The sequence below is a fragment of the Nonomuraea sp. NPDC048882 genome (assembly GCF_040649755.1).
GTDB classification, from domain to species: Bacteria; Actinomycetota; Actinomycetes; order Streptosporangiales; family Streptosporangiaceae; genus Nonomuraea; species Nonomuraea maheshkhaliensis.
The window spans coordinates 1134188-1147281 of sequence record NZ_JBEZGB010000001.1 but is presented as its reverse complement, the minus strand read 5'-3'; the positions used below and the strand labels follow the sequence as shown (position 1 = coordinate 1147281).

Annotated in this window: 12 protein-coding genes; 6 read left to right on the top strand and 6 right to left on the bottom strand. The window is 72.0% G+C overall.

Annotated features, from left to right (window positions below; genetic code table 11):
• Nucleotides 1–31: 31 nt before the first annotated feature.
• Together AB0C27_RS04970 and AB0C27_RS04965 are read right to left on the bottom strand one after the other, a co-directional pair.
• Nucleotides 32–436 carry a hypothetical protein gene (locus AB0C27_RS04970; protein WP_357837924.1) on the bottom strand — a complete coding sequence of 135 codons (405 nt, stop codon included), beginning with the start codon at nt 434–436 and terminating at the stop codon, nt 32–34.
• 148 nt (nt 437–584) lie between these two features.
• The gene (locus AB0C27_RS04965; protein WP_357837921.1) at nt 585–1109 is read right to left on the bottom strand and encodes a helix-turn-helix domain-containing protein; all 525 of its coding nucleotides are present in this window, start codon (nt 1107–1109) and stop codon (nt 585–587) included.
• 98 nt (nt 1110–1207) lie between these two features.
• Between AB0C27_RS04965 and AB0C27_RS04960 the strand changes: the two genes are divergently transcribed.
• On the top strand, nt 1208–3442 hold the full coding sequence (locus AB0C27_RS04960; RefSeq protein ID WP_357837918.1) for an MMPL family transporter: 2235 nt from the start codon (nt 1208–1210) through the stop codon (nt 3440–3442).
• 37 nt (nt 3443–3479) lie between these two features.
• Here AB0C27_RS04960 and AB0C27_RS04955 read toward each other — a convergent pair whose 3' ends face one another.
• The 4 genes from AB0C27_RS04955 to AB0C27_RS04940 form a co-directional block, all read right to left on the bottom strand.
• Nucleotides 3480–3800, bottom strand: a complete 321-nt coding sequence (locus AB0C27_RS04955; protein ID WP_357837915.1) for a hypothetical protein — start codon at nt 3798–3800, stop codon at nt 3480–3482.
• A gap of 62 nt (nt 3801–3862) precedes the next feature.
• The gene (locus AB0C27_RS04950; protein ID WP_357837912.1) at nt 3863–4510 is read right to left on the bottom strand and encodes a metalloregulator ArsR/SmtB family transcription factor; all 648 of its coding nucleotides are present in this window, start codon (nt 4508–4510) and stop codon (nt 3863–3865) included.
• An 8-nt stretch (nt 4511–4518) separates the two neighbouring features.
• Nucleotides 4519–5013 (bottom strand): cupin domain-containing protein, encoded by a 495-nt coding sequence (locus AB0C27_RS04945; RefSeq protein ID WP_357837909.1) that lies wholly within the window; start codon nt 5011–5013, stop codon nt 4519–4521.
• Between the two features lie 71 nt (nt 5014–5084).
• Complete coding sequence (locus AB0C27_RS04940; RefSeq protein WP_357837907.1) at nt 5085–6173, bottom strand: alcohol dehydrogenase catalytic domain-containing protein; 1089 nt, start codon at nt 6171–6173, stop codon at nt 5085–5087.
• Nucleotides 6174–6332: 159 nt separating this feature from the next.
• Here AB0C27_RS04940 and AB0C27_RS04935 point away from each other — a divergent pair, with 159 nt between their 5' ends.
• The 5 genes from AB0C27_RS04935 to AB0C27_RS04915 are packed head-to-tail and all read left to right on the top strand — an operon-like array spanning nt 6333 to nt 13092.
• Nucleotides 6333–7583, top strand: a complete 1251-nt coding sequence (locus tag AB0C27_RS04935; protein WP_357837904.1) for an ABC transporter substrate-binding protein — start codon at nt 6333–6335, stop codon at nt 7581–7583.
• Nucleotides 7580–10291 (top strand): ATP-binding cassette domain-containing protein, encoded by a 2712-nt coding sequence (locus AB0C27_RS04930; protein ID WP_357837901.1) that lies wholly within the window; start codon nt 7580–7582, stop codon nt 10289–10291. The genes AB0C27_RS04935 and AB0C27_RS04930 overlap by 4 nt, the downstream gene beginning before the upstream one ends.
• The gene (locus AB0C27_RS04925) at nt 10288–11061 is read left to right on the top strand and encodes an ABC transporter ATP-binding protein (protein WP_357837898.1); all 774 of its coding nucleotides are present in this window, start codon (nt 10288–10290) and stop codon (nt 11059–11061) included. The genes AB0C27_RS04930 and AB0C27_RS04925 overlap by 4 nt, the downstream gene beginning before the upstream one ends.
• A gap of 54 nt (nt 11062–11115) precedes the next feature.
• The gene (locus tag AB0C27_RS04920; protein ID WP_357837895.1) at nt 11116–12081 is read left to right on the top strand and encodes an alpha/beta hydrolase; all 966 of its coding nucleotides are present in this window, start codon (nt 11116–11118) and stop codon (nt 12079–12081) included.
• Nucleotides 12082–12105: 24 nt separating this feature from the next.
• A complete protein-coding gene (locus AB0C27_RS04915) occupies nt 12106–13092 on the top strand; it encodes an alpha/beta hydrolase (protein WP_357837892.1) in 987 nt (328 codons plus the stop codon).
• Nucleotides 13093–13094: the final 2 nt, after the last annotated feature.

Below are 13094 nucleotides of genomic sequence, written 5' to 3'. Positions count from 1 at the left end.
CTGTTCCGCCTGGGGCGCGTCTCCCGTCCCGTCAGCACATCCTGAACTCGGTGACGACGTACTTGAAGTTGTCCTGCGACATCCACCCGTACCTGTTGGCGCCCTTCACCCGGGCGAAGACCCACATGGTGCCGTACAGGTTCTCCTTCCAGCAGTGGAGGTAGAGAATCTGTCCCTTGCGGGCGGTGCCGACCTTCTTGCACCTGCTTCCGGCGTACGGCCCGGCCTTGAGGGCGTACGTCCCCTTCATCACCCCGTGACCGGGATCCAGGTTGGAGACCGCGATCGGCGGGCAGGCGCCCGCCACTGAGGCCGCCACTGAGGCCGCCTCTGTGGCCGCCTCTGTGGCCGCCTCGGCCGGCCCGGCCACGAGAACCGCGCCCGCCACCGCCCCGGCCGCCGCGATGGCCGTGACCGTCCTGATCGTGTGCCGCATGCCACCCTCCCGAAGATCGGATCGATGAGAGCATCGTGGCCGCACGGCTGTTGAGCCTGTGTTGAGTCCGCGTTGAGCGGTGCTGAAAGGGGCGGGGTGCTGCGGTGGGTCGCGGTGGGTCGCGGCGGGTCGTGGTGCCGTGGGAGGGTCAGTAGGCGCGGGCTGTTTTGAGGAGGGCCGCGTGGACCTGGGCCTCCGGTAGGTCCATGGTCTTGACCGCGCCCCACTGCAGCGCCCCGAGCAGGGCCCAGCTGCGGAGTCTGGCCTCCGGGGTGGGGTCGTCGCCGGCCAGCCTGGCGTAGATCTCGTCCCTGAAGGACTTGATCGTGGCGCGCTCCGAGCCGGGCTCCGCGGTCGAGTCGTCGGCCGCCAGGTCCTCCATGAACAGCCGGATCACCGACCGGTAGCGCACGGCGAAGCCGACCAGGGCCTCGATGAAGTCGGCGCGGCTGTCGTACGTGGCGTCCAGCAGCGCGAGCATGTCGCCCGCCACCGGCGACAGCAGTTCGAGCGCCAGCCGGTCCTTCGGGTGGAAGTGGTAGGCGACCGCGGTCTTGGTCAGGCCGACGGCGGCGGCGATGTCGGCGAGGGAGGTGGCCGCGTAACCGCGCTCGGCGAACAGCTCCCTGGCGGCGGCCAGGATCCGGCTGCGGGTGTCGTCGGGTGTGGTCATCGTCTCATTTCCTATGGGAGACGGCCTTCCGGATATATCCCGTTTTATCGTATGTCCTGTACGACCGTACAGGACGGCCGTCGAGTGGGGGCAGAGCGATGACGCGGTTGCTGGGACGGCTGGGCGGCTGGTGCGCGCGGCACGGCTGGATCGTGCTGGTGTCGTGGGTGATCGCGGCCGCCGCCCTCATGGGCTCCAGCCTGGTGTTCGCCGCCCCGACCACCAGTGACGCCAGCATCCCCGGCACCGACGCGCAGCGCGCGCACGACCTGATGAAGACGGGCTTCGGCTCCGGCTACGCCACCGGCGGAACGGTACAACTCCTGCTCTACTCCGCCGACGGCCCCCTCATCGAGAAGAAGCGCAAGGAGGCCGTGGAGCAGTCCATCGACCGGCTGCGCGACCTGCCGCACGTCAAGGACGTGGACACCCCCTTCCGCAGGGGCGGCATCTCCTCCAACCTGCAGATCGGCCTCATCACCGTCCGCCTGGAGGGCAACGACCCCCAGAAGATCGGCGAGACCACGCAGACGCTGTCGAAGGCGGCGGATCCGGCCCGCGCGGCCGGGCTCGAAGTGGTGCCGGCCGACAGCTCCACGCCTGCCGACAAGGAGATCAAGACCGGGCCGAGCGAGATCATCGGCGTGGTCTGCGCGCTGCTGGTGCTGGTGTTCGCGTTCGGGACGCTGGTGGCGGCGATGATCCCGATCTTCGTCGCGCTCGTCAGCGTCGCCTCGGGGCTCGGCGTGATCGGCCTGCTCGGCTGGGTCGTGGACATGCCCAAGCAGGCCGGCATCATGGCCACGATGATCGGGCTCGGCGTCGGCATCGACTACGCGCTCTTCCTGCTGTCGCGCCACCGCCGGCTGCTGGCGGGCGGGGTGCCGGTGGTGGAGTCCGTACGGCGGACCGTGGCGAGCTCCGGCGGAGCGGTCGTGTTCGCGGGCGGCACGGTGATCATCGCCCTGAGCGCGCTGATGCTGGCCGGGTTCCCGCTGCTGGCCACGCTCGGCTGGGTGACCGGCATCTCGGTCGTGGCCGCCGTGCTCACCTCCGTCACGCTCGTCCCGGCCCTGCTCGGCCTGCTCGGCCACCGCATCAACGCGCTCAAGGTGCCCCTCCTGCGCGGCGCCGCCTCGGGCGCGCACACCACCGGCGGCACCGGCTGGGCGGGGCTCGGCTCGTGGGTGGCCCGCCGCCCGTGGCGGGTGCTGCTGGCCAGCGCCGTCGTCCTCGGCGCCCTCGCGGCGCCCGCCCTGGCGCTCCAGCTCGGGGCACTCGACGAGGGGTACGGGGCGCGGGGCTCCGAGCCGCGGCGCGCGTACGAGCTCATGGCCACCGGCTTCGGCCCCGGCGCTAACGGCCCGCTGATCGTGGTCGCCGAGCTGCCCGCGAAGGTGGCCGACGCCGGCGACCCCATCGTGGACAACCTCGTCCGCGAGGTGAAGGACGTGGACGGCGTGGCGCACGTGAGCGAGCCCAAGGTCAACACCTCGGGCCGGTCGGTGCTGCTGCAGGCCATCCCCGAGTACGCCCCCAGCGACAGCCGCTCCGCCCAGGTGGTCAGGGACGTCAGGGACATCTCCGTGCCGGGTGTCCAGCTGCATGTGGGCGGCAAGGTCGCCGGGCTGACCGACGCCGGCGACCGGATGGCCGAGCGCACCCCGCTGGTCATCGGGGTCGTCGTGCTGCTGAGCGCGTTGCTGCTGTTGCTGGCCTTCCGCGCGCCGATCGTGGCGATCAAGGCGGCGGTGATGAACCTGGTCTCGCTGGGCGCCGCCTTCGGGGCGCTGGCGATGGTGTTCTCGGTCGGGCTCGGCAGCAGGCTGGTGGGCATGGACCCGCCGGTCAGCTCGTCGTACGTGCAGGAGGTCTTCTTCTCCGTGCCCATCGAGAGTTACGTGCCGCTGATGTTGTTCGCGGTGCTGTTCGGGCTGTCGATGGACTACGAGGTGTTCCTGCTGACCGCGGTGCGGCAGTCGTACCAGCGGCACGGCGGCAACGCGCGGGCGGTGGCCGAGGGACTGGGGTCCACCGGGCGGGTCATCACCTCGGCCGCGCTGATCATGGTGGCCGTCTTCGTGGCGTTCATCGCCTATCCGGACGCCATGGTGAAGACGTTCGGGGTGGGGCTGGCGGTGGCCATCGCGGTGGACGCCACGATCATCAGGGGGTTCCTGGTGCCGGCCACGATGGTGCTGCTGGGCCGGCTCAACTGGTGGTGCCCGCGCTGGCTGGACCGGATCCTGCCGAACCTGTCGGTGGAGGGGCACGAGGAGGACGACGAGCCCGTGGTGGAGCGGCGGGAGCAGCCGGTCACGGCCGGGGTGTAGCGATCAGGCCATAAACGGCGTCATCAGTCGGGGCCGGTCAGTCCGGGTCGGTGACGTCGCAGGCGGCGACCCAGCCGACGTCGCCCGTGGTCGTGTTGCGGCCGTGATGCCACAGGGTGCTGGCGAAGTTCTCGTCGCACTGATAGAGCCCGTGCTGCTCCGACCGGTCGGCCTCGAACTGCTGTCCCAGCCGGCCGAACCCGACCCGGTCGGCGCCGGGCTCGGGCAGGCTCCAGACGATCACGTCGTCGTCGCCGAAGTCGTACAACATCCTGCCCCGCCCGCTGCCGGCGTGGGCCGTGCCGCCCAGCGCCAGGGCCGCGAGCAGGCCGAGCGAGATGACCTGTCTGACGTGCACCGTTCCTCCCGCCGCCCTCCTGCCGCGTCGATCCGTGATGCACAGCGTAGGGATTAGGTTACTCAGTGTTCCAGCGGTTTCCCGGCGCGGCGCCAGCCGAGGAAGCCGCCGTCGAGCGGGCGGGCGTCCTGGCCGTGCGCGCGCAGCAGGCGTACCGCCTCGGGGGAGACCACGCAGTACGGCCCCCCGCAGTACGCCACGATCTCCGCCGCCCCCGCCAGGTCGCGCAGCCGGCCGGGCAGCTCCGCCATGGGCGCGGAGACCGCCCCCGGCACGTGCCCGGCGGCGTACTCGTCCGCCGATCGCACGTCGATCACCACCGTGCCGGGATCCTCCAGCCGGGCCGCCAGCTCGTCGGCGCTCACGCCCTCCAGCGAGCCCAGCCGGCTCCGTACGGCGTCGCGCAGGTCCGCCAGCCGCCCGTCCGCGAACGACTGGAAGTCGCCGAGGAAGCGCGACACTTCCTCGCCGGCCAGCCGGTAGCGGACGTGCGCGCCGTCGCGCCTGCCGATCACCAGGTGGGCCGCGCGCAGCTGCTGGAGCTGGGCGGAGGTGTTCTTCAGCGGGATCCCCGCCGCCTGCGCCAGCTCCTCGACCGTGCGCTCGCGCTGGTCGAGCACGTCCAGCAGGCGCAGCCGCACCGGGCTGGCCAGAGCCTTGCCGATGCGGGCGAGCTGGGCGTAGATCGGCTCCTCGGGGAACGTCGCCATCGTCGCCCTCAGACCATGTACTGGTCGTGGCGCAGGTACAGCTCGGTCCACTCCTCGGGGGAGAGCTGACGGCCGGTGTTGGCGATCTCGGCGAGCTCCTCGAAGTACGCCTCGCGCGGCGCCCCCGGCGTGAACAGGATCAGCATCGTGGCCGGCTCGCCCGACTCGTTGCGGAAGGCGTGCACGCCGCCCTCCGGCAGGAACAGGAAGTCGCCCGGCCTGCCGTCGGCCCACTTCGCGCCGTTGAAGAGCCGGATCGTGCCGGACAGCACGTAGAACGACTCGGTCATGGTGCGGTGGAAGTGGGGCCCGGGGCCGGACGGGCGTGGGCCCATCTCCCAGCGGTACAGGCCGAACGCGCCGTTCGTCGAGCCGCCCGTGGCGAGGTAGTGCACCTGCGTGCCGCCCTCCCCGATCGAGAGGTCGGGCGTCCGGTCGGCCATCGTGAAGGTGCCGCTGTGCTCGCCTTGCTCACCGAAGTAGCGGGCGTCGGGGTAGGACATCGTTCGTCTCCTCTATGGTTCTAAGGAATTTTAGAATAACGAGGAGGAGACTGGTGCGAAAGGCCCGGGTTTCAGAACGTGATGACCGTACGGGCGACCGTGCCCTGACGGACGTGGGCGACGGCGTCGTTGATCTGGTCCAGGGGGAGGCGTTCCGTGATCAGGGCGTTGAGGTCGAGGTGGCCCCGCGCGTACTGGGCGGCCAGCATCGGCAGGTCGCGGTGCGGGGCCGCGTCACCGCCCTGGGTGCCCATCAGGCGGCGGGAGGCGAACAGCAGGCCGGTGTCCAGCTCCATGGGGTGGCCCTTCGGCGGGCTGCCGACCATGACGGTGGTGCCGCCCGGCTGGGTGGCGGCGAACGCCTGGGCCAGCACGCCGGGGACGCCGGTCACGTCGAAGGCGTAGTCCACGCCGCCCCTGACCAGCTCGTTCACCTGCTGTGGCAGGTCGGAGGCGAGCACCGCGTGGGTCGCGCCGAACTGCTCGGCCAGCTTGAGCTTGCGCTCGGCCACGTCGGCGGCGACGATCGTGGTCGCGCCCGCCAGCACGGCGCCCTGGATCACGTTGAGCCCGACGCCGCCGCAGCCGACCACGAGGACCGTGGCGCCCGGCGGGACCTGGGCGACGTTGAGTACGGCGCCCACGCCGGTGACGACGCCGCAGGCCAGGAGGCACATGGCATCGAACGGCGCCGATTTCCCGATTTTTACGCACATGGGCTCGGGGACGACGGCGTACTCGGCGAACGAGCCGATGCCGATGAAGCGCCGCGTCTCCTCACCGTCCAGCGTGACCCTGGGGGCGCCGCCCATGATCGTGGGCAGCCGGGACGGGCCCGTGCAGAGGTGGAACCGGCCGGCGCCGCAGGAGCGGCAGCGGCCGCAGGGGCCGTTCATGGCGATGATGACGTGGTCGCCGGGCTTGACGGAGGTGATGCCCGTACCGACGCTCTCCACCACCCCGGCGCTCTCGTGGCCGAGGATGAACGGCGGTTTGCTCACCACGGGGCTCTTGCCGTCGATGGCCTTGAGGTCGGAGCCGCACACGCCCGACGCCTTGATCTGGACACGGACCTCGCCGGCGGCCGGGTCCGCGATCTCGACCTCGCGAATTTCCAGGGGAGCGTGGAAGGCGGTGAGCACGGCCGCGCGCATGAGCATGTGCCACACGCTAGCCGGGGCGCCTGGTGCGAGCAAGCGGTTGCTCGGGAGCGAGGGCGGTTCGTGCTGGAGTGCGAATGACCGTTGACGGCCCTCGCGGGCGAATTTACGCTCGGACGAAACCAAGCGAGCGCTAGGCCAAATGTGCGGGAGGCCGTCATGGTGCGGGGTATGTCGGTGGCGGCCCAGATGATGGCGCTGGTGATCACGCTGGCCGCCGCCGGATGCGCGGCCCAGCAACAGGGTACGACCGGCCAGGACACGGCCGGCGTCACCGACACCACGATCAAGGTCGGGGGCGTGCTGACCAAGACCAGCGCCAGCGGCTACTCCACCAAGGACGCCGAGATCGGGGCCAAGGCCAGGTTCGAGCGGGCCAACGCCGCGGGCGGCGTGCACGGCAGGAAGATCGAGTTCTTGGGCGCCGAGGACGACGGCCAGGACGCGGCCAAGGGCGACGCGGCGGCCAAGAAGCTCGTGCAGAAGGACGGCGTCTTCGCGCTCCTGCCCGTGCACGCCCCCAACTTCGGCGGCGCCGCCTTCCTCGAACAGCAGGGCGTGCCCTGGTTCGGCTGGGCGACGGGACCCCAGTGGTGCGGCACGAAGACCGGCTTCGGCTACAACGGCTGCCTGGCGCCCAAGCAGGGCGCGGGCTCCCAGACGTGGTGGGGCCGGCAGATGGCCGACCTGCTCGGCGGCGCCGAGGGCAAGAGCGTCTACGTCCAGACCACCGACTCCAGCGGCAGCAAGTACGGCGGCACCACCATCTCCCAGTCGTTCACCGCCGCCGGCTTCACCCTGGCCGGGGTGAACTCCGGGCTGCCCGCCGCCGCGCCACCACCCGACTGGCTCCCGTACGTCAGCAAGATCATGACCTCGGACGGCGGCCAGCCGCCCGACGTCGTCGTCTCCGTGATCGCCGGCACGAAGTTCAACGTCGGCCTGTACGCGGCACTCAAGCGGGCCGGTTACCGGGGCGTGCTCACCGACGCCACCAGCTACGACGCCGCCATCCTCAAGGACCGGGCCAGCGCACAGGCGCTCGAAGGCGTGATCGCGGCGCCGATGTTCGAGCCGTTCGAGTCCACCGCCCCCGAGATCGCCCAGCTCAAGCAGGACGTCGAGCGGGTCGCCCCCGGCACCGCGCTCACCCAGCACCTGGCCATCGGCTACTGGGCCGCCGACATCTTCCTCGACCTGCTGAACCGCACCGGCAGGGACCTGACCAGGGAGAAGTTCCTCCAGACGGCCAACGGCTCCTACGTCTACGAGAACGCCGGCTTCGGCCGGATCGAGTATCCGAAGGACCACACCGAGCCGAACGGCTGCGGCGCCCTGGTCGAGCTGGTCGACGGCGCCTTCCAGGTGGCCAAGAGCATGAAGTGCTTCGACAACGTGCCGCTGAAATGATCCTGGACTACGTGCTCAGCGGCCTGGTCACCGGCGCCGTCTTCGCGGTCATGGGATCGGGCCTGACGCTCTCGTACGCGGCCACCGGGGTGTTCAACTTCGCCCACGGCGCCATCGGCTTCCTCACCGCCCTGCTCTTCCACCAGCTGAACGAGGCCGGCCTGCCCGCCTGGCTCTCGGCGCTCGCCTCCGTCACCCTGTTCGCCCCCGCCCTCGGCTACCTGCTGCACAAGGCCATGTTCAGGGGGCTCTCCCAGGCGGGCGAGACCGCGCAGATCGTGGCCACCATCGGGCTCACGATCGCGCTGCCCGCGCTCGGCCTGCTCGTCGTGGACGTGGCGGGGCTGCCGCCCGCGGACGCGACCGCGCTGCCGCGCGGCGTCGGCCCGCATCCGGCGCAGCCGTTCGACGTGCTCGGGGTGCGGCTGGACAGCGACCAGGTGATCACGTTCGCCGTCTCGGCGGTGGCGGCGGCCGGGTTGTGGGCGTTCATGCGGCACACGCCGTACGGGCTGCGCATGCGTGCCTCCGTCGACCGACGCCGGCTGGCCACGCTGCGCGGCATCGATGCCGACGCCACCTCCGCCCTGGCCTGGATGCTCGGCTCGGGCCTGGCCGGCCTTGCGGGGGTGCTGGCCGTGTCGGTGCTGGGGCTGGACGCGACCGCGTACACGGTGCTGCTGTTCGCCTCGGCCACGGCGGCGGTGTTCGGGCGGCTGCGCTCGATCCCCTGGACGTTCGCGGCCGGGCTGGCGCTCGGCGTCGTGCAGAACCTGGTCGCCGGATACACCGACTTCCTCGAAGAGGTGACCGGGCTGCGCACGGCCGTCCCGGTGATCCTGCTGTTCGCCGGGCTCGTGCTGCTGAACAGGTCGCGCGAGCGGGTCGCCGGCAGCGCGGCCGAGGACGCGCCGCCGCCCGACCACCTCGCGGGGCTGCCGCCGTGGCGCCGGCGGCTGCCGTGGGCCCTGGGCGTGGCCGCGCTGGTGGCCTTCGCCTTCGCCGGCTCCGACTACTACGTGGGCGTCGCGGCGCAGGGGCTCGTCCTGGCGTTGATCTTCTGCTCGTTCGTCGTCGTGACCGGCATCGGCGGCATGGTGAACCTGGCCCAGGCCGCCTTCGCCTCGATGGCCGCGCTGACCTGCGGGTGGGCGTTCGCGTCCGGGCTGCCGTTCGTGGTGGCGATCTTGCTCGGCGTGCTGGCCGCGGCGGCCGTGGGGATGCTGGTGGCGCTGCCCGCGCTGCGGCTGGGCGGGCGGGTGCTGACCCTGGCCACGCTGGCCATGGCGCTGCTGGCCGACCAGGTGCTGTTCCAGGTGGACGCGTTCAGCAACGGGACCATCGGCTGGCCGCTGCCCGCGCTCGGGTTCGGCTTCGCCGACACCTCCGACCCGCGGGTGCGGGTGATCGTGCTGCTCGCCCTGATCGGCCTGGTGGCGCTGCTGATCCGCAACCTGGAACGCTCTGCTTCGGGCCGGGCGATCCTGGCCGTGCGCTCCGCTCCGGCGGCGGCCACCACGTCCGGGCTGTCCGCGCCGCGGACCAAGATCGTGCTGTTCGCGCTGGCGTCGGCCATCGCCGGGCTGGGCGGGGTGCTGTTCGCCATCTCCAAGGGCTCGATCACCGCGACCGACCTGCCGGCCTTCGCCGGGTTCGTCTGGCTGGCCGTGGTGGTGCTGCAGGGGGTGCGGCGGGTCGGCGGGGCCGTGCTGGGCGGGCTCGTCGCGGTGGCCGTGCCCGAGCTGCTGGCCACGTGGGACGTGTCCGCGCACGTCGGGGCCATTCTGTTCGGGGCCGGGGGGATGATCCTGGCCAAGCATCCCGACGGGGTGCTCACCCAGCTCGCCGAACTACGCCACCGTCGCCGCCATCCGCCGGCCCCGCTTCCCCGCGTCCGGGAGGCGGTCGGCATCCGGGAGACAGGTGGCGTCCGGGAGGCCCCAGTCGTCCGGGAAGCCGCGGTCGTCCGGGAGACGGCCGCCGTTCAGGAGGCGCCCGCCTTTCGGGAGGAGCGGCCGGCACGGGCCGGAGACCTCTTCACCATGGAAGGAGTCGTCGCCGGATACGAGGACTGCACCGTTCTGCGCGGGGTGGACCTGACCGTCAACCCCGGCGAGGTCGTCGCCCTGCTCGGCGCGAACGGCGCCGGCAAGTCCACCGCCTGCGCCGTCGCCGCCGGACACCTGCCGGTCGAGTCCGGCCGGATCCTGCTGGACGGCCAGGACGTCACCACCTGGCCCGCCCACCGCAGGGCCCGCGCCGGCATCCTGCTGGCCCCCGAGGGCAGGGGCGTCTTCCCCGGCCTCACCGTCGAGGAGAACCTGCGCACCTGGCTGCCCGACCCGGGGCCGGTCTACGAGCGCCTGCCCCAGCTCGCCGACCGCCGTACCATCCTGGCCGGCGCCCTGTCCGGCGGCGAGCAGCAACTGCTCACCCTCGCCCCCGCCCTCGTGCGCCCGCCCCGGGTGCTGATCGCCGACGAGCCGTCGCTCGGGCTCGCGCCGATGGTGGTGCGGCAGGTGTTCGACGTCTTCGCCGAACTGCGCGCCCGCGGCGTCGCGCTGCTGCTGGTCGAGGAGAAGGCCACGGAGGCGCTGGCCATCGCCGACCGGGTGGTGTTCATGCGGCTCGGCCGCGTCACCTGGACGGGGCCGCGCTCCGAGGTGGACAGCGAGCGGCTGACCGCCGCCTACCTGGAGGTGAGATGAACGTGCAGGGCGTGCCTGGCGGTGACGTGGTGCTCGACGTACGGGGCGTGTCGGTGGCCTTCGGCGGGATCAGAGCGCTGGACCAGGTCTCGTTCCAGGTCGGCGAGGGGCAGGTCTGCGGCGTGATCGGCCCGAACGGCGCCGGCAAGACCACGCTGTTCGACGTGGTGTCGGGGCTGCGCAGGCCGGGAGAGGGACGGGTGCTGCTCGACGGGCGCGACCTGACCGGGGTGTCGCCGGTCAGGCGGGCCAGGGCGGGGCTGCGTCGTACGTTTCAGCGCACCCAGGTCTTCGGCCGGCTCACCGTGGCCGGCAACGTGCTCGCGGCGCTCGACTGGCACGGCGGCGGTGGCGGGCTCGCCGCCGACCTGGTCGGCCTGCCCGCCAGGCGGCGGCTCGAACGCGAACGCCAGGAGCGGGTGGCCGAGGTGCTGGAGCTGTGCGGGCTCACCCCGCTGCGCGACGCGTACGCCGCCGCGCTCCCCGTCGGCCGGCGCCGCCTGGTCGAGCTGGCCAGGGCCCTGGCCGACCGGCCCCGGGTGCTGCTGCTCGACGAGCCCACCTCGGGGCTGGACGCCGGCCAGAGTGAGCGCCTGGCCGAGGTGGTCGCCGGCCTGGACACGACCGTGCTGCTGGTCGAGCACGACATGGGGTTCGTCATGGGCACCTGCGACCGCATCGTGGTGCTGGACCTCGGCAAGGTCATCGCCACCGGCACCCCCGCCGAGATCCGGGCGGATCCGGTCGTCAGGGCCGCTTACCTGGGGTGAGGCGTACGTCGCGGGCCTACCATCGGGGGAGCAACCGCGTGGAAGGGAAACCGCATGGCATTCCACCCGAACCTCGATCCGGAGCTCCGTGCCGCGATCGAGCAGACGCCGCTGGTCTCGTTCGACTGGTCCACGATGTCGTACCAGGAGCTCGCTGACCAGCGAGCCCAGATCACCACGATGCTGGCCGCGGCGCCCCCGCCCGACACGCGCGTCACGATCGAGGACCGCACCGTCCCAGGGCCCGAAGGGCAGCCGGACGTACGGCTGCGGATCTACCAGCCGCCGGAGCCCGGGGAGGACAGACCGGCCCTCTACTGGATCCACGGCGGCGGCATGATCATCGGTGCGCCCGAGATGGACGACGCCCTGATGATCGGCTACGTCGAACGGCTCGGCGTCGTCGGCGTCTCCGTGGACTACCGCCTCGCCCCCGACCACCCGCACCCCGCCCCCGTCGAGGACTGCTACGCCGGCCTCGCCTGGACCGCCAAGAACGCGGCCGAACTCGGCATCGACCCCGCGCGGCTCGCGGTGGGCGGCGCCAGCGCGGGCGGCGGCCTCGCGGCCGCCACCGTCCTGCTGGCCAGGGACAGGGGCGGGCCCGAGATCGCGTTCCAGCTGCTCGTCTACCCCATGCTGGACGACCGCAACACCACGCCCTCCAGCCACGAGTTCACCGAGGCCGTGGTCTGGGACAGGGGGGCCAACCTCTTCGGCTGGACGGCGCTGCTCGGGGACCGCATGGGCACCGACGACGTCCCGCCGTACGCGGCCCCGGCCCGCGCCACCGACCTGTCCGGCCTCCCGCCGGCGTTCGTGGACGTGGGGGAGCTGGAGGTGTTCAGGGACGAGTGCCTCGGCTATGCGCAGCGTCTGGTGCAGGCGGGGGTCTCCACCGAGTTCCACCTCTACCCGGGAGCGTTCCACGGCTCGGAGATGATGGTGCCGGACGCCACTCTCAGCGTACGCACCCGCCGGACCCGCGAGGCGGCGCTCAAGCGGGCACTCGGCCTCTGATTTGGAGCCGGTGATGCCGGGTGGGTGACCACCCGGCGTCACCGGGTGTGGTTCCCTCTTGCAGGGCGTCGGCGACTCCTCATACTGAAGGCAGGGGCAGGGGAGCCTCGGCTGGAGGGGCGCATCTTGATCGTCGTGCATTCTGCCGACGGCAGTCGTAGGCTCGCGGTCGCGCAACGGGGTCTCATTCGGGGCGGCATCCCGGTCTTCTATCTTCACGGCACTCCGGGCAGCAGGGTAGGGCCACTGCCGAGAAACGGGCTGCTGTACCGCCTCGGCATTCGCCTCATCACCTACGACCGCCCGGGATATGGGGATTCCGACCGGCAGGTCGGGCGTCAGGTGGGCGACGTCGCGTCCGACGTGGCCACCATCGCCGACCGGCTCGGCCTCGACCGCTTCGCCGTCGTCGGCCGCTCGGGCGGCGGGCCGCACGCACTGGCCTGCGCGGCGCTGCTGGGCGACCGGGTGACCAGGGCGGCCGTGCTGGTGGGCCTGGCCCCGCACGGCGCCGAGGGGCTCGACTGGTTCGACGGCATGGCCAAGGGCAACATCGAGGAATACCTCACGGCGATGGAGGGCCTGGCGCAGCTGACGCCGCGGCTCGTCGTGGCCGCGGAGACGATCAGGAAAGACCCCGTGCAGCTGGTGAACGCCATCTACGACGACCTGACGGAGGCCGACAGGGAGGTGGTGGCCGACACGGCCATCCGGCTGATGCTGGTGCAGAACTACGCCGAGGCGCTGCGCAAGTCGCCGGACGGCTGGATCGACGACGCCATCGCGTTCTGCTCGCCCTGGGGCTTCGACCCGGCCGACATCACCGTGCCGACGCTGCTGTGGCACGGCGCCGAGGACGTGTTCTCGCCCGCCAGCCATTCACGCTGGCTGGCCGAGCGCATCCCGACCGCCAGTGTCGCCATTCAGCGCGGCGTCGCGCACTTCCACGCCTTGCAGGTGCTGCCCGACCTGCTTCCGTGGCTGGCGGGCCTGGCCCCCGCCGGCGGCTGAGC